We start from the raw sequence: 25,713 nt of genomic DNA on the forward strand, positions 1-25,713 counted from the left end.
CTAACCTTTTGTTGCTATCTATTATAGTTCATCATTCTCATCAACTGGCATTTCGGTGTCACCAGCTGGGCGACGCGCACCATAACGTCGTTCGCGGACCACTTCCATGTAGAACTCCGCCATCGTCGCATTGTAATACGGAATCACGTAGATTGCGGCGATTCCAAAGGTCAATGCCACCAAAATCCACCAACCGATAAAGCTCAATTGTAGCCAGAAAAAGCGTCCCTTGTAACCTTGCATCAAGTCTTGTGAGCGTGTCAAATATTCTGACAAGCTCGTGATTTTAGCACCGTTTTTAACGTCTTCTGCGAAGATCAAGCCCGCTTGTGAGTAAGCAAATGACTTAATAATCCCCGGCACAATCAACAAGAAGGTCCACAATACCGTGAACAAGAAACGTAGGCCATACAATACAACCACGTCAACCAATGTCTCACGGCCCCAGAACTTCAAACTCACTTGTACAGGGTTCGCTGGCGCTTCTTGTGAACGACGCCATTCAACAAAGGCCCACACCGTGCCTAGCCCAAAGACACCAAAGATGATTTCACTCACCATGCTTGTTGTGAACATCCCGAACAAATACTGAACCGACTCACCAAAGCCCAAAGAACTTGGATTTGGTGTGCGTTGGCCATCCCAGTACGTTGAGACAATTTGCCACAAAATCAAAATCAATGATATTTTTAGCGAAATGCCAAAGGCCGGTCCTTTAACACGCGACCGCGCGCGCATCTTCAAATCATAATTGCTTAGCATACCCATATCCTTATCTATATCCCTTTACTCTAGCTATTAGTTTAACATACTCGACTTAGCGGGGATTTACGGTTAGTTAACAAAAAAGACGGCATGCATTACTGCACACCGCCTTCAATAGCTGGGATAGCTGGATTCGAACCAGCGATACACGGTACCAAAAACCGATGCCTTACCACTTGGCCATATCCCAATCATTTTTCAACGAATATTATAATAACGCTGCTTACTTTTTGTGTCAACAATTTATGACAGGCGTTTTAACGGCAACAAAAAAGCCGGCAAGCGTATTCGCTCACCGACTTTCATCAGCTGGGATAGCTGGATTCGAACCAGCGATACACGGTACCAAAAACCGATGCCTTACCACTTGGCCATATCCCAATGATGCGATGGGGGCTATAGGATTCGAACCTATGAACCCGAAGGAATGGATTTACAGTCCACCGCGTTTGACCAGACTTCGCTAAACCCCCGCAACAACAAAATATATATTACCAAGTATCACACAAGTTGGCAACCCCTTTTTTGAAATTAAATCATCTTATTCACGAAATGCGATTAATTCATGAAAAAAAGAGACCGGAAATCACTTTCCGGCCCCTATTATATACCTGCTAGTCTTCTGTCCAACCCTTAGCGTGAGCCCGTGAACGTAAGCTTGCTTCAATTTGTTCAAGTGATTGGTTACGAGTTTCAATCGTGTACTTGCGGACAAACCAAATGGCCACAAATGACAATACCGCATAACCAATGAATAGCGAACCAGTACCAAATGCATTCAACAATGGCGGGAACGTCAACGAAACAATCGTATTCGCTGTCCAGTTCACAACAGAGCCGAACGAGTTACCTAAACCACGAATGTTCAATGGGAATGACTCACCAATCATCACCCACATAACTGGTCCCCAAGTTGCTGAGAAAAATGCGATGTAAATCGTCAAAGCAAACGCAGCAATGTATGATGCCACATGTGAGTGACCGGAAAACTTCATCGCAATTGACATGACCATCAATGTAATTCCCATGCCCCAGGCACCGGCAATTAACATCTTCTTACGATCAATCTTATCCATCACCTTCATGGCAACCCAAGTCACAATCACGTTAAAGATACCAATCCCGATGTGAGCCATCAACGCGGCGCTGACACCAAAACCAACATCGGTGAAAATAGTTGGTGCATAGTACAGCACTGTATTAGCACCCATGACTTGTTGGAAAATTGCCAAGCCCATGGCCATGATTAGCACGGGACGTGACATAACCCCAAAGAGTTCCTTAAACCCAGCTCTCTTCATCGAGGCTTGCAACTTAATATCATCCAACTCAGCTTGTGCTTGTTGATCATTGCTTTGCAACTGCTTCAGCACAGCCAATGCTTCCTGATCATCCCCTTGGCGTACCAAGTAACGTGGTGATTCAGGCAGTGCAATCCCACCGAAGAACATAATTGCCGCTGGCACGGCAGCCAAGCCTAGCATGAAGCGCCAACCCAAATCAAAGTCTGACAAAACATAATTTGAAATGTAAGCCAGTAAAATTCCACTCATAATCATCAATTGGAACATCGTCCCAATCCCACCACGCTTTTCAGCCGGTGCTAATTCTGATAGATACGTTGGAATTAAGGCCGATGCACCACCAACCGCAATACCAAGCACAATTCGTGAAATGACCAAGAGTTCAAAATTGTGTGCTAATCCAGAACCAATCGCCCCAATGACGAAGATAATCGATGACAACATCAATAACTTGCGGCGGCCAAATTTATCTGACGCAGGTCCAATGGTTGCTGATCCTAAAATCGCCCCAATTAGCACGGCCGAAACAACCCAGCCCTGCTCCCAAGAACCTAAATGCAACTGCTTTTGAATGAATAGGATGGCTCCTGAGATAACACCCGTATCATAACCAAACAGTAGTCCACCCAGCGCCCCAAAAAAGTAAATCAGGCTGGTCGACATACGCTTCTTCTCGTTCATTGTCTTTTCCCCCTAAGACAGTCGTTTAACATTAGTTGGTTTATCTCTCCAACTAACCATGAACATATGATAGCGCTTACAATTAGTAAATACAAGTGTTTTGTTACTTTTAGTTAGTTACGTATGCGAAAAAGTGCTCATCTAGGTCATTATTTCCCAAATTACGGAAAAAAGACCAGGTTACCCTAGTCTTTTTCTGCAATTTATTACGCTGCTAGCAAGCTCTTAGCCAAGTAGAAGCAACCAAGAACTCCTGCATTGTCACCGTTTCCCACGGTAACAATGTACTTATCCAAATCATCAACTGGCAAGTAATCAGCTAATTGTTCTGCAAACGCCTTGCGAACCATTGGCAACAAGACTTCACGGTGTGGCACACCACCGCCGAAAACAATGCGGTCTGGACGCAACGTAACGGTGTATGTCACGGCCGCTTGGGCCAAGTAGTAGGCCTCGATTTCCCAGGCCAAGTGATCATCTGGCAATGACTTAGCAGATTCGTGCCAACGATCTTCAATCGCTGGACCAGCTGCCAAACCTTCTAAGCAAGCATCCCCGTGGAATGGGCAGTGCCCGGCATAGTTATCTTGTGGGTGCTTACGCATCATAATGTGCCCAGCTTCAGGGTGTGAGTTACCACTCAACAAGTGACCGTGTTGGATAATACCAGCACCCACCCCAGTTCCAACTGTCAGATATACCACGTTTTCAACGTCTGCGGCCGCCCCAGAAACGTATTCTGACCAACCCGCACCGTTCACATCTGTCGTCCAGAAGTAAGGGATGTCACGCCAAGCCTTCATGGCACCCAAGAAATCATAACCTGACCAACCACGCTTAGGCGTATCCAACACATAACCATAGGTGCGACTGTCTGGGTTAATATCAATTGGTCCAAAGGCCGCAATCCCAATTGCCGCAATATCCTCGTATTGATCAAAGAATGCGATAACTTGCGCCAGGGTTCCCGCACCATCTAGGGTTGGAAAACTCTCACGTGCAATGACCGTATCCGGATCATTGACGTCCGCAACCGCAACAACAAACTTCGTACCACCTGCTTCAATAGCCCCCAAAAGTGACATGATTTATTCCTCCTATAACACTGACAACTTTGAAATCAAAATTGCCCCCACAATTACCAACACCGTTCCAAGCAAAATATAACCCATTTGACGCTTCGTCTTATGCTCACCAAGAATAAAGATGGCCCCAAAGGTTCCAACAATAATTCCGGTTTGTGACAATGTCGTCGCCGTTGCTTGACCAACGTCTGGATTTCCAGTTGAGATGAACATAAAGACATTTCCCAATGCCCATACCAAACCAGTAATAACTTGACGTGCCGTTCCAGACTTCATGATGTTGTTCGTTTCCTTGAAGTAGAACGCCACAATCAACAAAGCCCCTAGAATTTGACCAACTGATTGTGGTGCCACAATCGCTGTCATATAGTCCAACCCGTTGTTTTGGTTGTGAACGGCATCTGAGATGTAACCCCACTTGTTAAGCAAGTTAGGCAACACAAAGTACATCATAAAGGCTAGTGTTGAAACGATAACCGCTGAAACACCACCCTTGAAGTCACGCTCTGGGTTCGTTTCTGCCGGCGCATTCTTATCGCGAACGGTCGTCAACAAAGCACCACCTGTTACCAGCGCAATTGACAAGACCCCGAAGAACCACATCCGGCCCGTGTGCCATTCACCAAGCACAGCGGCGGCCATCAAAGCGTTACCAACAATTTGCCCGGATGTCGAAAGCGGATTTCCAATCGACACCCCTAGTTTCTTAAATCCAATCAGTTGGCCAACCTGACCAACTGCCCAAATCAAACCTGAAATAAATCCAACAATCCAAATCCGTGAATTAAATGCATAATCCATCCCGGCATTCGGAATAACGAAGAAGGCCAAGGTACCAAAACCAAGTATGATGGCACCAATGGTCATCCCCATAATTCCTTGCGCCGCAGTTCCACCAGCTTTAGTCGTAACGATTCCAACAGAACCCCACGCTAATGCCGGCACTAATGCGATTAAAATTGACATAATAGCTCCCCTAATCAAAAAATTTGCCACTCAACACCTACTACGCTACCCGTTTGAAACCGCTTACACAATTAACGTTTTTTAATTTCCCGTCATTTTTTAGATAATTTAGTCAAAAAACACCCGATTTCTGTAAGCAAACAGACAATCGGGTGTTTAAAAATTAATTGTATTTAATTAAGCATTTTTACGGTCACGCATAAAGAGTGCGGCACCGATTGCACCAATAAAGACTGTAATTGCCGCGGTAACGCCCACAGCAATCATGCCCTTATCATAAGCATGGAGCACGACTTGTTGGAAGTCGTGCGCGAACGGTGCCTTAGTCAGGCGATCGCTAAAGGCAACCGCGTGGCCAGAAAATGGCCCAGCTTCAACCAAGGCCTTGTGCAAGCCAGTCGCTGCCGCTTCAGGCATCTTGACCGTTCCGAGGTGCGCGTTCAAGTAGTCTTCATAGTGATTCGTCTGGGTCAAACCAAGCATCACGACACCGAATGATACACCGAATTGGCGGAAAACATTAAGCAATCCAGCTGCCATCCCCATTTCATATGGCGCAACGCCTTCAAGACCGGCCGTATTCAACATTGGGTTAACGATTGCATTCGTCAATCCCATCAAGACCATTGCTGGTACCAATTGAATAAACGTTAGCTTCGTCGTCATGGCGTTGGCCAACAACAAGAAGCCAATTCCACCAAGCAACAAAGCGCCTGAAATCATCCACTTCTTTGAGAACTTGTTACCCAAGATACCGGTTACCGGTCCCAAGATCAGTGACCAAATTGAAATCACTAGTTGGCGCAAACCAGTTTGGAATGCCGTGTAGCCCATGTAATTTTGCATCAACCCCGTTAGATAGGCGTTAATGGCATACACACCAGCTCCCAACGTAAAGGCAACGATTACGGCACCCACGAAGTTAACACTCTTAAACATCTTCAAGTTCATCATTGGCGTCTTCACACGCAACTCAACCAACACGAAGATAACTGCCAAGACGATACCTGCAATCAACCAACCGGCGATACGGGCGTCAGTCCATGCCCAGTGCACGTGGCTTTCCTTTTGAATCAAGCCATACACAGCTGAGAATAAAGCCGCCGCTGACAAGATCATGCCCACGAAATCAATCTTTTGACCCTTACCATAGCTTGGCGTTTCTTTAACGTTAATCCACGTCATGATAACTGCGATGATACCAACGGGCACATTAATATAGAAGATTGATGGCCAACCAAAGGCTTCAACCAGGTAACCACCCACCAAGGGGCCTGACGCCGTCGACAAACCAATGACAGATCCTAGGATTCCTAGCGCCGTACCGCGCTCGCGGCCTTCAAAGTTTGAAGCGACCAATGCCATTGCCAATGACATCAAGCCTGAGCCTCCAATCGCTTGGACCCCGCGCCCAATGTCGAGCACTGTTAGTGACGTTGCCATCCCGTTAACCGCTGAGGCAATAACGAAAACGAACATGCTGGCGATAAACATCTTCTTACGACCAAACATGTCACCAAGCTTCGACACAATCAGCAACATGACCGCAAACACGATCGTATACGCATTTAGGACCCATTGCAGATTGTTAAACGTTGTCTTAAAATCAACCGCCATTGTTGGCAATGCCACGTTCACAACCGTGACATCCAACAAGGCCATAAAGACGCCCAAAGACATGGCTGCCAAAGCTAACCACTTCTTGTATGACTTCTCTTCTGTCATTCTCTTCCACCTAATTCCTATTTTTTTCGACAAGAATTGATTATAGGCGCTTTCACTTACTTTTCCAACAGAAAAAGAGCAGCTGATGGAAAATCATCAACTGCTCTTTTCGTTTACTATTTAACACCGGCCATCAAGCGCTTGATACGTGGTACCAAGAATACCAAGACCACACCAAGCACAACTGAGGCGATTCCGAACCAAGCGAAGTAAGCCACTTCGTTCTTAGGGTTATATAACGTTACCAACTGGGCGTTCAACGCTGAACCAGCTGATGAAGCCAAGAACCACATTGACATCATTTGTGACATGAATGCCTTAGGCGCTAGCTTCGTTGTAACTGACAAACCAACTGGTGAAATCAACATTTCACCGATGATAACCAAGGCCCATGAGCCAACCAACCAAAGTGGTGACACCTTACCAGCCGTACCAAACATTGCACCAGGCAAGGCCATCAACAAGAATGACGCACCGGCGAACATCAACCCAATCGCAAACTTCATTGGTGAAGATGGTTGGTTCTTTTGCCACTTAACCCACAACCAGGCAAAGAATGGCGTGTATAGCATGATGAACAATGGGTTCAGTGATTGGAACCATGACGCTGGGAACCATGACGTATCAACACGTTCGGCAGCAAAAGTTGCCAAAACGATTGATCCTTGTTCTTCAATGGCCCAGAACAACACAGCTGCCAAGAACAATGGAATGTATGAGACAACACGTGAACGCTCTTCCTTGTTAACCTTAGCTGACGTAATCATCAACGTGAAGTAACCGATTGGCAACAAAATAGCGACAATCGTCAACAAGTTAACGAAGTTTTGCAAGCTCGTCCAGCCCATCAAAACCATCAACAAGACAACCAACGCAAAGGCAATGACACCAAGGACAATCTTAGTGACCAAAGGCTTCACTTCTTGCGGTTGCAATGGGTCTGGGGCGTACATTGAATCTTCGTGCAAGTGCTTGCCACCAAAGTGGAATTGCAACAAACCGAAGAACATACCGATAGCGGCCAATGAGAAGGCGACGTGGAAGCCGGCCTGTTCTTGCGTCCAACCAACTAGCAATGGGGCAATAAATGAACCCAAGTTGATTCCGAAGACGAAGATTGAGAACCCAGCATCACGGGCTGAATCACCATCTTTATAAAGTGACCCAACCAATGATGAAACGTTAGGCTTCAACAAACCAGTTCCCAACACAATCAAGATCATTGAGGCGAACATGGCCGGTGCCCCGAATGGCAATGACAAGGCGATGTGACCAAACATGATCAAAACACCACCCCAGAAGACCGTGCGACGTTGACCTAGCAAACGGTCAGCGATGAAACCACCGACAACACCTGATAGGTAAACCATTGACGCATAGATGGCCATGATTGACGCTGCCGTTGCCTTCGTGACGTTCAAATCACCTGTCGCAATCAAATGCCACATGTAGTAAAGCAAAATGGCCTTCATACCGTAGTAACTGAAACGTTCCCACATTTCGGTCATAAACAATGTTTGTAGACCGCGTGGTTGTCCCAGGAATTTCTTTTCTGATTCCATAGAAAAGCTCCTTACGAATTTATATTTATTTGTTTTAACATAACTAATTCATTAGAAAATACTTATTAAGTTTACTTGAATTTCTTCATTTCCACAAGAAGGTATCAGAAATTGATTTTACTTTTTCCTACAAGGATAGTTTCGCGTTTGGTACAATGAATTGATATATCAGGAAAGAAAGGCGATATCATGGTTAAAATCGCTGTTACAAGTGACAATCACTTGGACATAAATAAGCAAGAACCCGCCGAAATTTTAGCGAAACAAACACAAAAAATTCTAGAAATGAACGTTAATTATTACCTAATTGCTGGTGACCTTTTTAACGATTTTAAGAAATCAATGGCATATGTGAGTGATTTGCAAGAAAACCTGGGTGACCAGACCAAAGTCTTGTTTATTGCTGGTAATCACGACATGGGGCGTGGCACAGATTTTGCTGAGCTCGAATCACCCGTGAATGATTTTTACCTTCATAATAAGTACGTCGACATTCCCGGCACGGATTGGCGGATTATCGGTCACAATGGTTGGTATGATTACCCATTTGCCCGGGGCATTGACCCGGCAGATGTTGCCGCCTTCCGCCGTGGTTTTTACTACGACCGGATTATTGAACAACCAATGACCGATCCGGAGCGCATGGATTTAGGGTTGGCCCAAATGAAGGTGCTCCTCGATGACGCACAAGCTGCCGGTAAGCAAGTCATTTTCATGACCCACTTTGCCCCAATTGGGGATGAATTGATTTTTCCAATCGGCGATCGACGCTGGGCAACTGTGAACGGCGTCTTAGGGTCACCACGCACTGGTGAACTACTCGAAAGTTACGACAATGTGCGTCATGTCTTTTACGGCCACATTCACGTTACCGTGCCGCCACGTGAAAAAAATGGGGTTACTTACTACAACCCCAGCGTTGGTTATAACCGTCGGCGCTTGCAAGAATGGACGGCTGATAACTTCTTTGATGCTTGGCAAAACAAAGTTCAAGAAATAGTGTTGACATCTAAATAAATATTCTGTATAGTATATATTCGTTGAGGCGATACATATCGCTAAAGCGTTTATATGATGGGGGTTTAGCGAAGTCTGGTCAAACGCGGTGGACTGTAAATCCATTCCTTCGGGTTCATAGGTTCGAATCCTATAGCCCCCATTTATTATTGGGATATGGCCAAGTGGTAAGGCATCGGTTTTTGGTACCGTGTATCGCTGGTTCGAATCCAGCTATCCCAGCTAACGAAGTCGATGAGCATTTGCTTGTCGGCTTTTTTGTTATATTTTTTCAGTCTACAGCCTGATTAATGCGGTTAATTTCATATTTGTCCTGTTTTTCGCACTATTTTTCCTGTACAATGGTAAGCGTTCTATCTTCAAGGAGGTCACATGAAACTTAAGTGGACTGTCATCACCCTAATCGCCCTCGCTGCAACTGCAGCCGGGATCTACTGGGGTGTTGATGCATTCAATGAAAACAAAAGCTATCAAGGCAATATGCGCAATGCGCGTAATGCCGTCGCGGCCCACAACTGGTCAGATGCCGCTATCTACTACTCTGCGGCCCGTGGCATTCGCGTTTCCGTCGAAAACCGCACCGCCCTTGAGCAACTTAACTACCTTAAGCGTGCGGACAAAGAAATCCGCCACAACAATTGGCAATCAGCGTTAAACCTGTATAGCCTGGTGTTGGCAACGAACGGCGGTGTTGATTTGTTAAACAAGGCCGCCAAAAGTGGTGAGGATTACGTGACGGCACTCAAGAACGCCGACGAATCAGCGGACAAGGCTTCTTCGCTACAAGTTGCGCTTGATAAGAAGTCATCCGAACTAACTAAGGCGCGTTATTCTGCAGAAGCAGCTGTTAAAACGGCGAATGATGCAGCTAAGGCCGCACAGGACTCTGCTAAGAGCGCCGTGGATGCCGCAAATGATAATGCAACCGATTTATCGAAGGCGCTGTCCTCACAACAAGCTGCTGACAAAGCTGCCGCTAAAAGTGAAGCTGCCGATACTAAGACATCAAAGGTCGATAATCATAAGAAAGATAAAGCAAACTAATAAATTAAATAGCCGCAGGATCATTTAACATCATGATCCTGCGGCTATTCTCATATAATCGACTATTAAAATGACGCTTTCATTTTTGCAGCAGTGGCAACTGAATAAATCGCAATCAGCACCCCAACCATCAACATTACGGCCGCACCGATATTGCCAACAAAGTGCGAGGCTGACACCATCACCCCAGCAACAATATTACCCAGTGGCCGCGTCGCAGCAAACGCACCTGAGTAAGCCCCGAGCTTCTCCGGGTTCATCATATCCGCACGCAACGTCTGACTTGATGGCACATTAATCATCTCACCAACCGTGAAGACAACCGCCGTAAAGGCCAGTGGCCAAAAGTCGCGGAGCAAGAAGGCCATGGCAAAGCCGAGGCCTTGCAAGAATGTCCCAATCATATAACCACGGATTAGCGGCCAGCGATTTGTCATATGATTAAATGCTGACATCGTTAAGACGATTAAGACCGTATTAATTACCAGCATAAACGAGAGCATCCGTTGGCCATAAAAATGAATGCCAAACAGTGTGTAGTCGTGGAACGACTCTGCCAAGTGCGCTGCCAAATAGAAATCTGGTTGTGAATAAACAACGACCGAGAAAATCGTTCCGAACATGAATAGCAAGTAACGCTTATCCGTCAGCACATGCCCGTATGACTTGATAGCACTCCAGACTGACGAATTCGTCTTAACGGTTGTCATATCCAGCGTTTCCGCCATCCCCCACTTGATAATCGCCGCATTAATAATGCCGACAATCATTGAGCCCATTAACAATTCAAAGAGGTAATCACGGAAGAACCAACCACCAACGGCCGCCCCAATCATCACACCAATGTTAATGATCCAGTAAATCAACGCAAAGACAAACTTACGATTTTTCAATGTTGACGAGTCAATCATCATCGCTTGTTCGGCCGGATCGGCGAATGACGCCCCGACTGAAGCAGTCAGGAACCCAACGAACGTGATATACGGGTTGGTATACCACGGCGAATTCATCAGCATAGCCAGCGCATAGCCGCCAATAATCATGGCCGATCCAATCAAGATGGTCTTTTTACGCCCCAACACATCGGCCAAGTGACCACCATACAAGCCAGCAATAAAACCGGCCACTGAGACGGCAATCAACAAAAAGCCGGTAATGAAGGCCCCAAAATATTCAACGTAATAAACCGTTACATTCGGTCCAATTGAACTACCCAGTAAGACTGTTAGAAAAACAGTTAATGATCGTAGCTTCAAATTACGATCCAACTGCATGAAATCTTGCAACTTTCCGCCCTCCTTTTTCTGTCATAATCTAATTAGCATAACACAAAGAAACCGCTGTTCATACACAAAACAGCGGTTATATTAAAATTCAATTAGATACAATTACTTCACGTAAGCATGTGATATCAATTGGCTATCAATCTCATCAGTTGGAATCGTCATCGCAACCGCACCAACATACATCGGTGCAATTTCACCGCGCTGGAAAACCAATACTAGTTCACCCTTATTATTAATATAGAACGTCTGCTTAGGTCCAATCGCTGCGACCGGTGTGTCATACTGCTTCGACGCTGCGATTTGTTCATTGACATAATTTTTCAAAATTGCCTGATAGGCGTTCGCCTTAAATAGCATCGGCAGTGTTACGACCAGCCCGTTTTGCTTATCAATTGTTGTGTAACGCAGCTTCGTAGCGGTATCGGCCGACGAGATATCCTGACGACGTTCCAGCACAAGCAGCTGCTCGTTGTTTACCTTTTCAGCATAGGTTTGTGTCATCGACTTGGGCGTATCATTGGTCTTATTCATGAAGGACTCGTATAATGCGCGACCCTCTTCTGCATAGGCCGTATTTAACTTATCAGATAATTGCCGGTCACGTAGGTTCGTCAACAAAGGCACCTTAATATCCGCATACGACGTCTTGTCGACATGCTTGTACTCGCGGAACAATAAAACTTTCACGGCATCACGCACAACTGGCACCCGTTCTGATGCATTCGCGAATGAATACGATGTGTTAAGCGCCAGCGTAAAAGCTGCTGCTACAGCACCGACACCAATCACTGATGATTGCCACCAATTCAAGCGCTTGCGCTTTGGTGCAGTTGCGACAATCGCTTGGTTGATAACAGCCGTCAACTTTTCAGTTGGAATATCCTGTTGTGTATACTGAATCTTCAAATCTGCTAAAGTCATGTTAAATTCCCCCGTCCATCAAGGCTTCCAATTTCTTCAGACTGCGATAATACGTTGTTTTGACCGTATTTTCTGACAACTGCAATGTCAGCGCAATTTCCCCAAAGGTTTGATCTTCAAAAAAATGCAACCGAATAATCGCCTGTTCTTTATCAGACAAATCACTCACCGCTTGTTCAAGTGCTAAGCGAGTTTCTGGTGCAACTCCTGCCAAAGCTGGCATAAACGTTAAGACATCGTCACCAATTTCATGGCGGCGGGCTTGTTTACGTTGTGCATCGATGGCTGTATTAATCAAAATTCGAAACAACCAGGTTTTGAGATATTGTTTTTCTTTCACCTGTCCCACCTGACGTAACGCTTTTTCAGCACTGATTTGCACGATATCCAGCGCCTCTGCTTCCGTATGAACGTAGCCTAACGCAACGCGGTACAACGCTGTTTGATTTTCTTTCAGCGTTGCGATTAATTCTTCACGCATGTTACGTTCCCCCTAACTTTCAACACTTATTAGACGCTGTGATGTATGGAATAGTTTCAAAACTAAAAAAACACGCCGTTAAGCGTGTTTTTTATTACTCAGCGTCGTTGTTAGCTTCTTCTTCCGCAACAGCTGCTTCGTATGCCAAGACGCGTGCTGACACGTCCATGACGATATTATCTTCATCACGGATTGAGACAATCAATCCCTTGCCCAACCATGAGTGGTCACCAGAGTAAGGCATTTCCATTTCTTGTTGGAAATCACCGTCGTGTTGGACGAACATCACACCCACGATACTATCTGTGTAGTCATCCGCAAACCAAATCTCAACTTCAGGGAACATGATGGCCTTGTAGTTCATCATCGTATCAAACATTCCCCAAACTGCAGTCTGCGCTTCCTCAGGTAGTCGCTTAGCAAGTTCTTCAGTAACAACGCGTGACTTAGTAGATTCAAACATTATATATAGTTCCTCACTCTAGATGTGGTAAAATTAATTCATATAAAGTATACCACGGAAGGACAATCTGCCAAATGAACGAATATCTATCATGGCGCGAAGGCCTAAAAGAAGTCGAATTTCCACATTGGGAGGACTTGCCAACATTTGATTTGTATATGGACCAGGTCGTTGAATATGTAAATGAAGTCCTGGCACCTTTAAACATGCCGGCTGTCACGTCAACGATGATTAACAATTACGTTAAGCAAAAGGTCATCTTGGCACCCGTTAAAAAGAAGTACCAAACGATGCAAATCGCGGATATCTTGATTATTTCATTGATGAAGCCCGTCTTCTCACTGGAAGAAATCCGTGCAGCCATCGATCAAGTAACGATTGGCGATTACCCTAAGAAGGCGTACAACGCGTTCGTTGATGCGTTGATGGCACGTTTACAAGGTCCTGTGCCAGTTGAATTTGATCCTGACAACATTGATCTCCAGCTAATGCGCGACGCTGCCAACGTCGTCTTCCACAAAATGGAAGCTGAGAAGCTATTGGCCATCATGCGTGAACGCAACCCGATTAAGGAAGTGCCTACTAAGAAGTAGTCGTTCTGTGGGGTCGTCGCGTTGCGACGAGGCATGGGTGTGGGGAAGCGGATCCGACAAAGATTGCATCCGGGCAACTCCGCCGGCGCGAGCACCGGCTAGCACCCAAATAATTGTGCTAAGGTTCAGGGTCCGTATCGCCTTATCTAACCGGCGGTCGGCCGAACTTGTGAGTTACCCTGCTACAATCGCTACGCCACTTCCCCACCCCCATGCCAGCAGCCAAGATAGTCTCTATTTGTTTGATTATCATTGATTAGGGGTGCACGTCCATTCATGTTTCCCCTTCTCAACACTTTGATAGTCAAAGTCAGGCCTGTTGCTCGTGCAGTAGCACGACATATGTTAACCAAATTCAAAAAGCACAACACCTGCATTAGGCGTTGTGCTTTTTTGGTATTTATTCAAATAGGCTCATGATGACGCGCTTCGCATCGCGGTACCATTGTACAACTTGTGATGCTTGTGCAACATCGCGGGTCATGATCAAATCTACCTTAGGCGGACTTGCTAAATAGTCATTCGCTGCGTTACGTTCGGCTGTTGTGCCCCCATCAACGAAAACCGTTTCTTGGTGATCAACAACGTGCCCCTTTGCAATTGGCGCAATCATATCGTTATTTGACCGAATCGTCATGTTGAGTTTGCCGTCGCGTAATGCGGTTGGCACGAACATTGAGACCGCCGTCTTCGTAGCGATTGGGAAACGTTCTTCCCCGGCACGCGCTTCTTCAACTTGCACCCGTTGAATAACCGTTCCCTTAGCCAAGGTCTTAACCGTCATCGCCGACTTAACCGCGTTTAACATGGCCACCGTTTGGGAGAATGTGTGGTCACTACCGAGCACTACGGTCACCACTTGGCGACCTTCCAAGGTTGTTAACCCGATGAACGTACTGTGGACTGACAAGGCATACCCAGTTTTCAAACCGGTAAACTTATATCCTTGGCCATCAGCTAGCAATTTATCTGAGTTTTCAATCGTTTCCGTCCCGGTAGCCCCACTTGGAACCTCCGCTGTTTGCATGCTCGTAATTTGTTGGATTTCAGGGTAATCAGTCACCAAATGACGACCAACAATCGCTAATTCACGGGCCGACAGTTCATTTTCCACATCCGCACCCAGCTTAGGATTCGTTAACGCACCCATATCACCGTTCGTCAAACCGGCACCAGATACAATGGTCGTATCCTTGATGCCCCAGCTGGTTAACAAATCTTGAATTTGTTGGTTAACACCCGTATCCGTACCAGACACGGCATAGCCCAATGCTAACGCCGCTGCATTCGCTGATTTAATCAATGCCATTTCCATCAACTCTTGAATGGTATAGGCACGTTCCGTACTAAGTGGCACATTAGCCAAAGCTGGCTCATTACTAATGGCGACAATCGAGGCCGGCACTTTAATCTGTGACTGCATCGACAGACGTCCCTCTTTAATGGCTTGTTCAACCAAATAAACCGTCAATAATTTTGAAATTGAGGCAATCGGCATCCGCTCGTTACCATTTTTGTCTGCTAACACCTGGCCAGTCTGCACATCGGCCACCACTGCACTTTGCGCGTCCACTTTGGGCGTCACCGTTGCAGCTGATGCCGACGTAGCAATCCCTGTCACTAACAGAATTCCCGCCAGTAAGCCTGCCCACACACGCTTTGTCATATCTCTTAGGCCTCATTTCCTAGTTCTGGTTGTAAAGGCAACTGGACAATAAAGCTCGTCAAATCATCATCTGATTCAACTCGCACCGTCCCCCCATGCGCCTCGACAACGCCATTCACGATTGCTAAACCAAGACCGGTCCCACCCGTCTTAGTATTCCGTGAACTCTCCACCCGATAAAAGCGATCAAACAACCGCTTGATTGAATCGGCCGGAATTTTTTCACCGTTATTTTGCACGCGAACTTCTACATAATTTTCGCTTTTGTTAGTCTTGGCTGTCAACCGCACAAATGTTGCGCCATCGCCATACTTCAAAGCGTTATTGATCAAATTCATAAAGACACGTGCCAAACGGTCAGGATCACCAACCATTTCAATCGTATCCGGATTGGTAACCGCTGAGACAACAACGTGCTTATTCTTAGCTTCTAACTCGTAGTTAACTGCCAATTGTTGCAACATGGCCGCTAAATCTAACGGCGCCCAGCGTAACTTGAAATCAACCTGATGGACCTGTGTGTAATCAAACAAATCTTCGACCAACGATTTCATTTGGCCCGCCTTCGAAAAGGCCGTGTTAGCATATTTCACCAAATCCTTGCGTGCTAACTTTTCATCTTCATCATTAATAATCAGGCCTAAGTAACCCAAAATTGATGTTAATGGTGTCCGCAAATCGTGCGACACATTCGTAATCATTTCGTCCTTTGAACGCTCAATTTCACGTTCTTCAGCCATTGCGGCTTGCGCGGCATCAAAAACGCCATTTACATTCGTTACGAGGGGCCGCAATCGACGTCCCCAACGCTTTTCCGGCAATCCTTCACTTTCTGTATCACGAACACGTGGTGCCAAATCACTCACCGCTTCGATTAAGCGGTTAAGCAATACTGCTTCGTAGAAATGGCGAATCAACAACAGCCACAACACAACGACCACTAAGCCAACGATAATGACGAGTGGTTGCTGTTGCGCCCAAGCTGCTTGTAATTCAAGCAGCCAGTTGGCACTTGTCCAGGCTGAACGGGTGACTAAGATGCCCCCAATGCCCATAAATACAAAAAGCAGGGCCGAAACGACTGCCTTGACCACCCACAGGAGCCAATCCAGTACACTTAGTTTCATCCCTACTTCTCACTTTCTATTGCATAGATGCAAATCTATACCTTACAAAACTTCAATCTTGTAACCAACACCCCAAACGGTTTGGACCACTTGGTTACCACCAGTTGCTGCTTCCAACTTATCGCGCAAGTGTGAAACGTGCACCATAACTGTCTTCGCAGACACAACTGATTCTTGTTGCCAAACGCGTTCAAAAATGTCGTCAGCACTGAACACACGATTTGGGTGTGAAGCCAACAAGTACAAGATACCGAACTCCAACGCCGTCAAGTTAACCTCAACACCGTCAGCCGTCTTAACTTCGTGGCTATCCTTGTTAATCGTCAAAGGTCCAATGTCCAAGACTTCTGGCGTTGCTTGTGCCATACCGTTTTGGGCACGACGCAACAACGCACGGACGCGGGCCATCACTTCAAGCGGATTGAATGGCTTCGTTACGTAGTCATCCGCACCCGTAATCAACCCTTGAATCTTGTCCATCGCACCTGACTTAGCAGACAACATCAAGATTGGCACGGGGTTGTCCTTACGAACTTCCTTCAACACTTCCGTACCGTTCATATCAGGCATCATGATATCCAAAATAATCAAACCAATATCAGGGTTCGTGCGAATCTTTGTCATCGCTTCCCTACCATCACTGGCAATCACTGGCTCGTAACCTTCGTTCTTCACGTAGATTTCAAGCAATTCAGCAATTTCGTGATCATCGTCAACAATCAAAATCTTCATGGCTAATCCCTCACTGATTTCTGTGCTTACTTCGTGTCTTGACGTGGACGTGTTGCACTACCCAAGAATCCACCTTGAATACCCGTCTTAACGCGCCAGAAGCGGAAGCCGATGAAGGCCAATACCGCAAGGATCAAGTAGACCCAACCTGGCAACAATGGGTTGATGATTGATGGCAAGTAGGCGAAGCCCATGTATGCCAAGAACCAAAGGACAAACGCACCAACAGAAACCACAATCTTCTTCCAAAGTGGTGTCTGTACGCCATCCTTGCTTGGTGCAAGGGTCATCGTTACGGCGGCGAAGAAGACACCACCCAACAATGACGTCAAAACAAGTGATGTGATACCGGCTGCCCCAGCACTACCGGCTTGGTTAGCCTTGCTGAACATCAACGTCAAGCCAAACATAAAGCTAAACATCATAAAGAAGGCAATGGCATTATCAACCATCAATGGCCAGAAGCCGTACGTGGCATAACCACGGGCAGGCGTTTCAGCCGCTTGCTTTGCCTTGAAGCCCAATGCTTCAGCTGGCGTGTTAAACAATTGCTTCGCTGTGGCACCCGTCTTTTGACCGTCCAACAACTTTGCCCCAACTTCGGCAATCAAACCGGCCTTTGATGCATCCCCATCAACGAGTTGCACCATTTGCCAAATAAATTCTTGATTACGCTTCGTCAAACCAGATGTTGCCAAATCGGCACGCGTTGGCAACGCTGGTTGAGCTTGCGTTTCTTGTGATTCTGTCATGTAGTCCCCCAATTAAACGTTGAACAAGAATTCGATGATATCACCGTCTTGTACAACGTATTCCTTACCTTCTGAACGGCGACGGCCAGCTTCCTTAACGGCCTTCATTGAACCATATTCGTCCAAGTCAGCAAAAGCGACCGTTTCAGCACGGATAAAGCCACGCTCAAAGTCAGAGTGAATAACTCCGGCAACTTGTGGTGCCTTCATGCCGGCACGGAACGTCCAAGCACGCGTCTCCTTACCACCAGCGGTAAAGAACGTCCGCAAGTCCAACAAGTGGTAGGCTGAACGAATCAAACGGTTCAAACCTGGTTCCGTAATGCCTTGCAATTCCATCAATTCAGCCTTATCTTCATCATCCATGCCGGCCAACTCTTCTTCAGCACGGGCTGAAATACCGATGACATCAGCATTTTCAGCAGCCGCAAATTCCTTGATTTGTTGGAAGTACTTTGATGATTCTGGATCAGCCATATCATCTTCCGCCACGTTTGCTACGTACAAGACGGGCTTTGACGTCAACAAGAACAAGCCACGTACAATCTTTTGCTCGTCTTCGTTCCAGTCGATTGAACGGGCTGGCTTACCCTCTTCCAAAACAGGCTTCAACTTAGCCAAGACCTCAAATTCTGCCGCAGCATCCTTATCCTTAGCTTGCTTAGCCTTCTTTTCAACCGTCGCATAACGCTTATCAACAGATTCCAAATCGGCCAAAATCAATTCCAAGTTAATGGTGTTGATATCGTCGATTGGGTCAACCTTACCGCTAACGTGAGTAATGTCATCATCATCAAACGCACGAACCACGTGAACAATGGCATTCACTTGGCGGATGTTCTCCAAGAACTTGTTACCTAAACCTTCACCCTTTGAGGCACCCTTAACGATTCCGGCAATGTCAGTAAATTCAAAGGTCGTTGGTACGATCTTGTCAGCTGGCACCAATTCTTGGATACGAGCCAAACGATCATCAGGCACTTCGACCATTCCCACGTTTGGTTCAATCGTGGCGAATGGGTAGTTAGCCATTTCGGCACCTGCCTTGGTGATTGCGTTAAACAAAGTTGACTTACCAACGTTTGGCAAACCAACGATTCCTGCTGTAAGAGCCATTTTTATATACCTATCTCTCTAAATTAATCTTGTTGTTCTGACGCCTTGCGCAAAATACGCTTCAAGCGCTTATCAAAGTCGTGGCGTGTCATCATGACTTGGTGACCGCAGCCTTGGCACGTCAACTTAATGTCCGCACCAACGCGCATAATTTCCCACTCATTTGCGCCACACGCGTGTGGCTTCTTCATTTCAACGATATCATGCAAGTTGTACATTTATCCAACCCCCACTTAGTCCTCATCGAATGAAATGCCCAATACATCAAAGATGCGGTTCAAATCATCATCTGACAAGTATGCAATTTCAATTTTACCAGCGCCCTTGCGATTACGCGTCACATTGACCTTGGTACCAAACTTATCTTCCAGGGCAGCGGTCGTCGCCTTCAAGTATGCTGATGGTTCATCAGCGCCCTTGCTGGTTGGATCTGACTGCTCATTCAACTTATTAACCAGTTGCTCCAGTTGACGCACGGTCATGCCTTCTGCGATAGCGCGCTTGGCCACCGGCACAATACGACGCTTGTTACGCAAACCAAGCAACGTCCGGGCTTGCCCCATTGAAAGATCCCCTGCATTCAGGAGGTCCTTCACTTCATCAGGCAGGTTCAACAAACGGAGAAAATTGGCCACGGCTGAGCGGGCCTTTCCCAAACGCTTGGCCACTTGTTCTTGCGTTAACTTCAACGCATCCATCATATCGCGGTACGCTTGGGCCTCTTCAAGGGGCGTCAAGTCTTCACGTTGCAAGTTTTCCAAAATGGCCGCTTGCAACATCTGATCGTCATCTAACTTGCGCACAATCGCTGGTACTTCAGTCATACCGGCCAATTGTGACGCACGCCAACGACGTTCACCCGCTAACAATTCGTATTGGGCATTGTCTTTTGGATTGTGGCGGACAATTACCGGTTGCAACACACCGTTTTCCTTGATTGAAGCCGCCAAATCTTGCAGAGCGTCTTGATCAAAAACATGTCGCGGTTGGAACGGATTTGCCACAATTTTATCAACAGCTAGGTCACGAACAGAGTCGTTCGTTGCGATGGTTGTATCAAGACCTTGTGAATCAAACAGGGCGCCTAGACCGCCACCGTTACCACCAAGGCCTCCCAAACCTGACTTCTTAGCGTTCGCCATGAGCAGCCAAGACCTCCTTTGCCAAGTCCATGTATACTTCAGAACCCTTTGACTTAGGGTCGTAATCAATAATAGCCAACCCGCGTGATGGCGCCTCTGACAGACGGACATTACGTGGAATCACGGTATCGTACACATCACTACCAAAGTACTCACGCACATTCGCAATAACGTCGGCCGACAAGTTCGTTCGTGGGTCAACCATGGTCATCAGCACCCCTTCAACTTCCAAGTCTGGGTTGAAGTGTTGCTTGACCAACTTCATATTGTTCATCAACTGACCAAGTCCTTCGAGCGCATAGTACTCAGCTTGCACAGGAATCAAAATTGAATCTGCTGCTGAGAATGTGTTGATTGTTACCAATCCAAGTGAAGGTGGATTATCAATCAGCACGTAGTCATACTTTTCACGAACACCTGACAGCGCGTTTTTCAAACGTAATTCACGAGCCATCGCCGGAGCCAATTCTAGTTCGGCACCAGCCAAACGAATCGTTGCTGGCACGATGTCCATGCCTTCGTGCGAAGTTGACAAAATAACATCAGCCAATGGCACATCGTGAACCAAGACATCATAGACATCTTGCTCAATGCTTGACTTTTGGACGCCTGATCCAGACGTTGCGTTTCCTTGGGCATCCGTGTCGATAATCAACACCGACTTACCCAAACTCGCCAAGGCCGCTCCCAAATTGACCGTGGTCGTCGTTTTACCAACACCACCTTTTTGGTTAGCTAATGCAATAACGTGTCCCATTGATTTCCCCTTCCTACAACGGCTTACGAACCGGATCACCCGGCTTGCGTGGATACTTCTTTGGTGTATTTTTCACCTTTTCAATCACAATAACTGAACGTGGGTCACCGTTTGGCAAGCTGACATCGATTTGATCACCAATTTTGGCACCCAATGTCGTGATAGCCTTCTTAGCCTCTTGTAACTCCTCATCAGCGGCGCTACCCTTCATCGCTAGCAAAACACCACCAACCTTAACAAATGGCAATGTCAATTCGCCCAAAATATTTAGGCGCGCCAACGCACGGGCTGTCGCCACATCATATTGCTCACGAGCTGGTGCGTTCTTGTTACCAAACTCTTCGGCACGGGCGTGTTCTACCGTGACACCTTCCAAGCCCAATTCCTTGACCAAATCGCGTAAGAAATTAATGCGCTTATTCAACGCATCAATAATCGTGATTTGCAATTGCGGGAACGCAATCTTCAATGGCAATGATGGGAAGCCCGCACCAGCACCCACGTCAATCATGTGCAATTCTTCAGTTTGCAAAGCTGGGTATGCCCAGGCCAGTGTTAATGAGTCATAAAAGTGCTTCATGTAGACTTCATCGCGTTCTGTGATAGCCGTCAAGTTCATGTGCTCATTCACCGCAACTAAACGCTCGTAGTATTGCTGATATTGCGCTAGTTGTTGTGCATTCAGTTCAACATTGTGCTCGCGTAATGCCGCCGCAAATTCTTCGGGATTCATTATCATTCTCCAAACTGATTCCAATAATAAAAGAATACCGCAAAATGCCCGTCTATTCAATAGTTGCACGGGTTTTAACGGTGTAATTGTTTCACGTGAAACAGGATGTTAAAAAGGCCACCGCACGGTTAGCGATGACCTTTTAGATTACTTCATAAACGTTGCGACCTCTGACATAAACCAGGCGTTAAAGGCTGGTACATCAATATCCGTCGCTACCGCCACGTTGGTTGTGTCATGATGCGACCCCAACACATCGGCAACTGTTGCGCCCAAGGCCGGACCCTCAGTGATGACATCAACCCAATAGTCCGTTAGCGTAAAGGCTTCTGGGTGAGCTAGATAGAACAACGTATTCACGTCGTGCATTGGCTTCCCAGTGGCTTCGTTGTCTGCATAATGTTGCAACACCGCTTGCAGCATCGCCCCTGATTCATTCACGTCTGACAGCTTGGCGATGTTGTCATATGACAGCAATGCTTTCATTGTCACATCAAGACCAATCATCACAATTGGCAAGCCAGCCTCAAAGACAATTTTTGCAGCGTGTGGATCTGTATAAATATTAAATTCCGCTACACTGGACATATTACCACCAGTGAGCGAACCACCCATCACAACTAAGCGATCAATCTTCGCTTTAACCTCTGGGTACATACGGAACAACAAGGCAACATTCGTGAAAGCCCCCGTGATAACCAACGTCAACTGGTCAGTGCTTTGCATCAAGGTTTCGCGCATCGCCTCAACGGCATGTTGGGCGACCGGCTGGGTCGTCACCGCTGGGAAATCCCAACCAGGCATGCCCGACTCACCGTGCACATATGATGCGTCCTCGTATGGCTTCAGCAGTGGCATTTTCGCACCAGCTGCCACTGGTACTTGCTCTTGTACACCGAAAAACTCGACAAGTTTCAACGCATTTAATGCCGTCTTCTCTACGCCGACGTTACCGGCTACTGTCGACAACAATTGAACATCAAACTGTGGATCAGTCAAAGCGATCGCAATCGCAGCTGCATCATCAATTCCTGGATCCATATCAAGCATAATTTTTTGTGCCATGGTTATTTCCTTTCAAACGTCAGGTTATTCCTCACGCGCCCCGTCTAAATTGTATAACCATATTACCACATTTTGCTTGTGTATATTTTTGCAATATTTACTTATATTTTTGCCCAAATCTTCTCTTGGATTTTAGGTTGTGGATCAGCAGCCAAGGCTGTCTTAGGGCGCCAAGTTCCCCGCGTCAAATCCTGTTCAGTTACTTCCGCCGTCAGCACAGTGACCGTCCATTTTTGGTGGGTATACACGTGCGTTACTGGTCGGCCAGCCAACTTCGTGAGCGTTGCTTTAACGCCGTAATCCGTCAACAAACGCTGCTCAGTAGCTGCAATCATTTCTGCAATTGTCCAGTCAGCATCCGGATCGTTAACAAAGTCGGTCAACGCATAGAGTGGCATCGTCCAAAAATTCGCCAGCAACCCATCGGCCGGCCGTTGTTCCCACAAATAGCCAGCTGGTGACTTAACCGCCAGCGCAAAATACGTAATTGGCTTAGGCTTGGGCGCCTTTGTTTTGACCGGATAAAATTCTTCCGTCCCATCAGCATATGCAGCGTTAAATTGCTTGACCGGTGAATGTTCCGAATCAAAATTTTTCGCACTCATATATGATGACCCCAAATCCATAATTGCTTGATTAAAATCACCAGGGCGGGCTGGATCAATCAGTTGCAGGCCTAGTTCAAAGAACACTTTGCGCGTCTTAGGTTGGGCGATGTCCGCATCAATTTTGAATAAGCGCGCAAACACACGGAACGCATTCCCGTCAATGGCCGGTACTGGTTCATTAAACGCGATACTAGCAATCGCTGCCGCTGTGTACGGCCCAATTCCTGTCAGTTTTTCCAAAGCCGCCATATGATCTGGCCACACGCCTTGGTAATCATCACGCACTTGGATAGCAGCCTTTTGCATATTGCGTACGCGTGAGTAATAACCCAGCCCTTCCCAAGCCTTTAGCAATGCCTGTTCTGGTGCGCTAGCTAAGTCGTTAAGTGTCGGGAACATTGACATAAAGCGATTGAAATATGGAATAACCGTCTGCACTTGCGTTTGTTGCAGCATAATTTCTGACACCCACACCCGGTAAGGATCATGGTTTTCACGCCATGGCAAATCTGCCCGTCCTGCTTCATCGTACCAATTCAAGAGTGTCGCTCTAAAATCATGAATTTTATCTTCGTCCCACATGTCAATCATGATGTATCCCACTTTCTTTTTTCATCGTCATTCCAGTTTACCAGATTGTCCTTACCATTTTTCAATAAGAACTCATTTGCCTTATCCTGCCTAAATAAGCGATAATAGAAGTAACAATTCTAATGAAATGGAAGTTGGCCCCATGAAAGATACAAACGAACTTAAGAAGATGGCTGGTTACCGTGCGGCAGAATTTGTCGAGGATGGCATGGTCGTCGGCATCGGATCTGGTTCAACCATTGCATACGTCATTGAAGCACTTGGCAAGCGCGTTTCAGAAGAAGGTTTGAACATCATTGGTGTCCCAACTTCTGACAAGACACGTCGCACTGCCGCAAAGCTTGGTATCTCGATGCACAACATCGATGACGTTGACCACATTGATTTAACAATCGACGGGGCTGACGAAATCGATCCTGATTTTGCTGCCATTAAGGGTGGTGGGGCGGCCCTGCTCTGGGAAAAAATCGTTGCCGTTAATTCAACGCGTAACATTTGGGTCGTCGACGAAGGTAAGTTAGCCCCAAAGCTAACCCACTACCTACCTGTCGAAGTCATCCCATACGGATCAGACCAACTATTCAAGCGTTTGGATGCTAAGGGCTACAAGCCTTCATGGCGTTTGGATCAAAATGGTAACCCTGTCCGAACTGACTCGGCTAACTTCTTGATTGATTTACATCCCGCTGATATTACGGATCCCTTCACATTAGGGCGCGAATTGACGAGCATGGTTGGTGTTGTGGAACACGGTTTGTTCCTAAACATCGTGGACACCGTCGTCGTTGGTCGCCAAGATGACGTCGAAATTTTCGACGCTCACCCACAACCACTTATCTAAAATCATTAAGGCACCGTTAAATCGGTGCTTTTTTATATGAATTGTTTCATTTTTATGACAAAATGAACCTACAAAGTATGAGGAGGTATTTTGAGATGGTGACAATGTGGCAAGCATTTAAAAATTTCTGGCGTGGGTACGTCAACTTCACGGGACAATCAACCCGCGCTGAATATTGGTGGATGGCCCTCTGGCAATTTATCATTTGGACAGTTTGGGTCATCTTGTTGGTTGCTTCCTTAGTGGCTGATGCATCTTTGCACGACGTTGATGACAAGGTGATTAATCATGCCGATTTTGGTGACGCCGTGCACTTTATGTTCACCAGCACACCCATTTTGGCAGCCGTTCTAATTATTGGCGCTATCTTGTATTTGGCCATGATTTTGCCAAATATCGCGCTATTGATTCGCCGTTACCGCGACGCCGGTACGGCCACTTGGCTCGCTTGGGTCATTTGGATTTTGAGTGCTGTGGGTGGCGTTGTGTCTAACGTCAACTCTGATCAACATTTTGCAATCGCCTTTAGTTTCACTGGACTATTCGGAATTATTAGTTTCATCTTGACCGTTTTGCCCACTGATTCACTGGCTGGTATCACTGGGATTGGTCGTCCGCAAAACGAGACGCCATCATCATTCAACGATGATGATAATGAACTTTAATAAATAAAGCGGTTGGGACAGAAGT

The 25,713-nt window shown here is 46.5% G+C and carries 26 protein-coding genes and 5 tRNA genes; 7 read left to right on the plus strand and 24 right to left on the minus strand.

What is annotated here, in order from left to right; genetic code table 11:
• Positions 1 to 21: 21 nt before the first annotated feature.
• The 9 genes from ESE_RS0110090 to ESE_RS0110130 form a co-directional block, all read right to left on the minus strand.
• Entirely contained in the window at positions 22 to 762 is a 741-nt protein-coding gene (locus ESE_RS0110090; RefSeq protein ID WP_050790594.1) for a DUF975 family protein, read from the minus strand.
• Between the two features lie 121 nt (positions 763 to 883).
• Positions 884 to 955: transfer RNA gene (locus ESE_RS0110095), tRNA-Gln, on the minus strand.
• 119 nt (positions 956 to 1,074) lie between these two features.
• Positions 1,075 to 1,146, minus strand: a tRNA-Gln gene (locus ESE_RS0110100).
• Positions 1,147 to 1,155: 9 nt separating this feature from the next.
• Positions 1,156 to 1,238 (minus strand) — tRNA-Tyr (locus tag ESE_RS0110105).
• A 141-nt stretch (positions 1,239 to 1,379) separates the two neighbouring features.
• A complete protein-coding gene (locus ESE_RS0110110; protein ID WP_010374991.1) occupies positions 1,380 to 2,750 on the minus strand; it encodes a sugar porter family MFS transporter in 1,371 nt (456 codons plus the stop codon).
• Positions 2,751 to 2,956: 206 nt separating this feature from the next.
• Positions 2,957 to 3,835: an ROK family protein gene (locus tag ESE_RS0110115; protein ID WP_010374992.1), complete on the minus strand. Its 879-nt coding sequence runs from the start codon at positions 3,833 to 3,835 to the stop codon at positions 2,957 to 2,959.
• 12 nt (positions 3,836 to 3,847) lie between these two features.
• A complete protein-coding gene (locus tag ESE_RS0110120) occupies positions 3,848 to 4,801 on the minus strand; it encodes a GRP family sugar transporter (RefSeq protein WP_010374993.1) in 954 nt (317 codons plus the stop codon).
• A 177-nt stretch (positions 4,802 to 4,978) separates the two neighbouring features.
• The gene (locus ESE_RS0110125) at positions 4,979 to 6,526 is read right to left on the minus strand and encodes a DHA2 family efflux MFS transporter permease subunit (RefSeq protein WP_010374994.1); all 1,548 of its coding nucleotides are present in this window, start codon (positions 6,524 to 6,526) and stop codon (positions 4,979 to 4,981) included.
• 116 nt (positions 6,527 to 6,642) lie between these two features.
• Positions 6,643 to 8,088, minus strand: a complete 1,446-nt coding sequence (locus ESE_RS0110130) for a peptide MFS transporter (RefSeq protein ID WP_010374995.1) — start codon at positions 8,086 to 8,088, stop codon at positions 6,643 to 6,645.
• 189 nt (positions 8,089 to 8,277) lie between these two features.
• On the opposite strand from ESE_RS0110130, the gene ESE_RS0110135 reads away from it, so the two are divergent.
• The 4 genes from ESE_RS0110135 (at position 8,278) to ESE_RS12625 (ending at position 10,149) form a co-directional block, all read left to right on the plus strand.
• Positions 8,278 to 9,105, plus strand: a complete 828-nt coding sequence (locus tag ESE_RS0110135) for a metallophosphoesterase (protein WP_010374996.1) — start codon at positions 8,278 to 8,280, stop codon at positions 9,103 to 9,105.
• A 59-nt stretch (positions 9,106 to 9,164) separates the two neighbouring features.
• Positions 9,165 to 9,247 (plus strand) — tRNA-Tyr (locus ESE_RS0110140).
• An 8-nt stretch (positions 9,248 to 9,255) separates the two neighbouring features.
• A tRNA-Gln gene (locus ESE_RS0110145) sits at positions 9,256 to 9,327 on the plus strand.
• 150 nt (positions 9,328 to 9,477) lie between these two features.
• Positions 9,478 to 10,149, plus strand: coding sequence for a hypothetical protein (locus ESE_RS12625; protein ID WP_010374997.1), 672 nt, complete (start codon positions 9,478 to 9,480; stop codon positions 10,147 to 10,149).
• Between the two features lie 65 nt (positions 10,150 to 10,214).
• On the opposite strand, the gene ESE_RS0110155 is transcribed toward ESE_RS12625, so the two are convergent.
• The 4 genes from ESE_RS0110155 to ESE_RS0110170 form a co-directional block, all read right to left on the minus strand.
• On the minus strand, positions 10,215 to 11,435 hold the full coding sequence (locus ESE_RS0110155) for an MFS transporter (RefSeq protein ID WP_010374998.1): 1,221 nt from the start codon (positions 11,433 to 11,435) through the stop codon (positions 10,215 to 10,217).
• 102 nt (positions 11,436 to 11,537) lie between these two features.
• On the minus strand, positions 11,538 to 12,356 hold the full coding sequence (locus ESE_RS0110160; protein WP_010374999.1) for an RsiV family protein: 819 nt from the start codon (positions 12,354 to 12,356) through the stop codon (positions 11,538 to 11,540).
• A gap of 1 nt (position 12,357) precedes the next feature.
• Complete coding sequence (locus tag ESE_RS0110165) at positions 12,358 to 12,837, minus strand: RNA polymerase sigma factor (protein WP_010375000.1); 480 nt, start codon at positions 12,835 to 12,837, stop codon at positions 12,358 to 12,360.
• Positions 12,838 to 12,931: 94 nt separating this feature from the next.
• Positions 12,932 to 13,300 (minus strand): hypothetical protein, encoded by a 369-nt coding sequence (locus ESE_RS0110170; protein ID WP_010375001.1) that lies wholly within the window; start codon positions 13,298 to 13,300, stop codon positions 12,932 to 12,934.
• 74 nt (positions 13,301 to 13,374) lie between these two features.
• Here ESE_RS0110170 and ESE_RS0110175 point away from each other — a divergent pair, with 74 nt between their 5' ends.
• Positions 13,375 to 13,893 (plus strand): DUF1836 domain-containing protein, encoded by a 519-nt coding sequence (locus ESE_RS0110175; RefSeq protein ID WP_010375002.1) that lies wholly within the window; start codon positions 13,375 to 13,377, stop codon positions 13,891 to 13,893.
• Positions 13,894 to 14,293: 400 nt separating this feature from the next.
• Here ESE_RS0110175 and ESE_RS11705 read toward each other — a convergent pair whose 3' ends face one another.
• From ESE_RS11705 to mutY, 11 genes are all read right to left on the minus strand, one after another.
• Complete coding sequence (locus ESE_RS11705; RefSeq protein ID WP_010375003.1) at positions 14,294 to 15,559, minus strand: D-alanyl-D-alanine carboxypeptidase family protein; 1,266 nt, start codon at positions 15,557 to 15,559, stop codon at positions 14,294 to 14,296.
• A 5-nt stretch (positions 15,560 to 15,564) separates the two neighbouring features.
• Positions 15,565 to 16,686 (minus strand): sensor histidine kinase, encoded by a 1,122-nt coding sequence (locus ESE_RS0110185; RefSeq protein ID WP_010375005.1) that lies wholly within the window; start codon positions 16,684 to 16,686, stop codon positions 15,565 to 15,567.
• 42 nt (positions 16,687 to 16,728) lie between these two features.
• Positions 16,729 to 17,418, minus strand: coding sequence for a response regulator transcription factor (locus ESE_RS0110190; protein WP_010375006.1), 690 nt, complete (start codon positions 17,416 to 17,418; stop codon positions 16,729 to 16,731).
• 26 nt (positions 17,419 to 17,444) lie between these two features.
• Positions 17,445 to 18,170 carry a DUF1129 family protein gene (locus ESE_RS0110195; RefSeq protein WP_010375009.1) on the minus strand — a complete coding sequence of 242 codons (726 nt, stop codon included), beginning with the start codon at positions 18,168 to 18,170 and terminating at the stop codon, positions 17,445 to 17,447.
• 12 nt (positions 18,171 to 18,182) lie between these two features.
• A complete protein-coding gene (ychF, locus tag ESE_RS0110200; protein WP_010375011.1) occupies positions 18,183 to 19,286 on the minus strand; it encodes a redox-regulated ATPase YchF in 1,104 nt (367 codons plus the stop codon).
• A gap of 23 nt (positions 19,287 to 19,309) precedes the next feature.
• Positions 19,310 to 19,504, minus strand: coding sequence for a DUF951 domain-containing protein (locus ESE_RS0110205; protein WP_010375013.1), 195 nt, complete (start codon positions 19,502 to 19,504; stop codon positions 19,310 to 19,312).
• A 15-nt stretch (positions 19,505 to 19,519) separates the two neighbouring features.
• Positions 19,520 to 20,428 (minus strand): ParB/RepB/Spo0J family partition protein, encoded by a 909-nt coding sequence (locus ESE_RS0110210; protein ID WP_010375014.1) that lies wholly within the window; start codon positions 20,426 to 20,428, stop codon positions 19,520 to 19,522.
• Entirely contained in the window at positions 20,415 to 21,185 is a 771-nt protein-coding gene (locus tag ESE_RS0110215) for a ParA family protein (protein WP_010375015.1), read from the minus strand. The genes ESE_RS0110210 and ESE_RS0110215 overlap by 14 nt, the downstream gene beginning before the upstream one ends.
• Before the next feature lie 13 nt (positions 21,186 to 21,198).
• Positions 21,199 to 21,918, minus strand: coding sequence for a 16S rRNA (guanine(527)-N(7))-methyltransferase RsmG (gene rsmG / locus ESE_RS0110220; RefSeq protein WP_010375016.1), 720 nt, complete (start codon positions 21,916 to 21,918; stop codon positions 21,199 to 21,201).
• 147 nt (positions 21,919 to 22,065) lie between these two features.
• On the minus strand, positions 22,066 to 22,983 hold the full coding sequence (gene rihC / locus ESE_RS0110225) for a ribonucleoside hydrolase RihC (RefSeq protein WP_010375017.1): 918 nt from the start codon (positions 22,981 to 22,983) through the stop codon (positions 22,066 to 22,068).
• 101 nt (positions 22,984 to 23,084) lie between these two features.
• A complete protein-coding gene (gene mutY, locus ESE_RS0110230) occupies positions 23,085 to 24,182 on the minus strand; it encodes an A/G-specific adenine glycosylase (protein ID WP_010375018.1) in 1,098 nt (365 codons plus the stop codon).
• Positions 24,183 to 24,324: 142 nt separating this feature from the next.
• On the opposite strand from mutY, the gene rpiA reads away from it, so the two are divergent.
• Positions 24,325 to 25,023 (plus strand): ribose-5-phosphate isomerase RpiA, encoded by a 699-nt coding sequence (rpiA, locus tag ESE_RS0110235; RefSeq protein ID WP_010375019.1) that lies wholly within the window; start codon positions 24,325 to 24,327, stop codon positions 25,021 to 25,023.
• A gap of 95 nt (positions 25,024 to 25,118) precedes the next feature.
• Positions 25,119 to 25,688: a DUF805 domain-containing protein gene (locus tag ESE_RS0110240; RefSeq protein ID WP_010375021.1), complete on the plus strand. Its 570-nt coding sequence runs from the start codon at positions 25,119 to 25,121 to the stop codon at positions 25,686 to 25,688.
• Positions 25,689 to 25,713: the final 25 nt, after the last annotated feature.

The sequence above is a fragment of the Weissella cibaria KACC 11862 genome, from assembly GCF_000193635.1.
Classification (GTDB): Bacteria; Bacillota; Bacilli; order Lactobacillales; family Lactobacillaceae; genus Weissella; species Weissella cibaria.

Coding starts and splice junctions, on each gene's coding strand:
- ESE_RS0110090 (WP_050790594.1), bottom strand. CDS start 762: ATGCTAAGCAATTATGATTTGAAGATGCGCGCGCGGTCGCGTGTTAAA.
- ESE_RS0110110 (WP_010374991.1), bottom strand. CDS start 2,750: ATGAACGAGAAGAAGCGTATGTCGACCAGCCTGATTTACTTTTTTGGG.
- ESE_RS0110115 (WP_010374992.1), bottom strand. CDS start 3,835: ATGTCACTTTTGGGGGCTATTGAAGCAGGTGGTACGAAGTTTGTTGTT.
- ESE_RS0110120 (WP_010374993.1), bottom strand. CDS start 4,801: ATGTCAATTTTAATCGCATTAGTGCCGGCATTAGCGTGGGGTTCTGTT.
- ESE_RS0110125 (WP_010374994.1), bottom strand. CDS start 6,526: ATGACAGAAGAGAAGTCATACAAGAAGTGGTTAGCTTTGGCAGCCATG.
- ESE_RS0110130 (WP_010374995.1), bottom strand. CDS start 8,088: ATGGAATCAGAAAAGAAATTCCTGGGACAACCACGCGGTCTACAAACA.
- ESE_RS0110135 (WP_010374996.1), top strand. CDS start 8,278: ATGGTTAAAATCGCTGTTACAAGTGACAATCACTTGGACATAAATAAG.
- ESE_RS12625 (WP_010374997.1), top strand. CDS start 9,478: ATGAAACTTAAGTGGACTGTCATCACCCTAATCGCCCTCGCTGCAACT.
- ESE_RS0110160 (WP_010374999.1), bottom strand. CDS start 12,356: ATGACTTTAGCAGATTTGAAGATTCAGTATACACAACAGGATATTCCA.
- ESE_RS0110165 (WP_010375000.1), bottom strand. CDS start 12,837: ATGCGTGAAGAATTAATCGCAACGCTGAAAGAAAATCAAACAGCGTTG.
- ESE_RS0110170 (WP_010375001.1), bottom strand. CDS start 13,300: ATGTTTGAATCTACTAAGTCACGCGTTGTTACTGAAGAACTTGCTAAG.
- ESE_RS0110175 (WP_010375002.1), top strand. CDS start 13,375: ATGAACGAATATCTATCATGGCGCGAAGGCCTAAAAGAAGTCGAATTT.
- ESE_RS11705 (WP_010375003.1), bottom strand. CDS start 15,559: ATGACAAAGCGTGTGTGGGCAGGCTTACTGGCGGGAATTCTGTTAGTG.
- ESE_RS0110185 (WP_010375005.1), bottom strand. CDS start 16,686: ATGAAACTAAGTGTACTGGATTGGCTCCTGTGGGTGGTCAAGGCAGTC.
- ESE_RS0110190 (WP_010375006.1), bottom strand. CDS start 17,418: ATGAAGATTTTGATTGTTGACGATGATCACGAAATTGCTGAATTGCTT.
- ESE_RS0110195 (WP_010375009.1), bottom strand. CDS start 18,170: ATGACAGAATCACAAGAAACGCAAGCTCAACCAGCGTTGCCAACGCGT.
- ychF (WP_010375011.1), bottom strand. CDS start 19,286: ATGGCTCTTACAGCAGGAATCGTTGGTTTGCCAAACGTTGGTAAGTCA.
- ESE_RS0110205 (WP_010375013.1), bottom strand. CDS start 19,504: ATGTACAACTTGCATGATATCGTTGAAATGAAGAAGCCACACGCGTGT.
- ESE_RS0110210 (WP_010375014.1), bottom strand. CDS start 20,428: ATGGCGAACGCTAAGAAGTCAGGTTTGGGAGGCCTTGGTGGTAACGGT.
- ESE_RS0110215 (WP_010375015.1), bottom strand. CDS start 21,185: ATGGGACACGTTATTGCATTAGCTAACCAAAAAGGTGGTGTTGGTAAA.
- rsmG (WP_010375016.1), bottom strand. CDS start 21,918: ATGAATCCCGAAGAATTTGCGGCGGCATTACGCGAGCACAATGTTGAA.
- rihC (WP_010375017.1), bottom strand. CDS start 22,983: ATGGCACAAAAAATTATGCTTGATATGGATCCAGGAATTGATGATGCA.
- mutY (WP_010375018.1), bottom strand. CDS start 24,182: ATGATTGACATGTGGGACGAAGATAAAATTCATGATTTTAGAGCGACA.
- rpiA (WP_010375019.1), top strand. CDS start 24,325: ATGAAAGATACAAACGAACTTAAGAAGATGGCTGGTTACCGTGCGGCA.
- ESE_RS0110240 (WP_010375021.1), top strand. CDS start 25,119: ATGGTGACAATGTGGCAAGCATTTAAAAATTTCTGGCGTGGGTACGTC.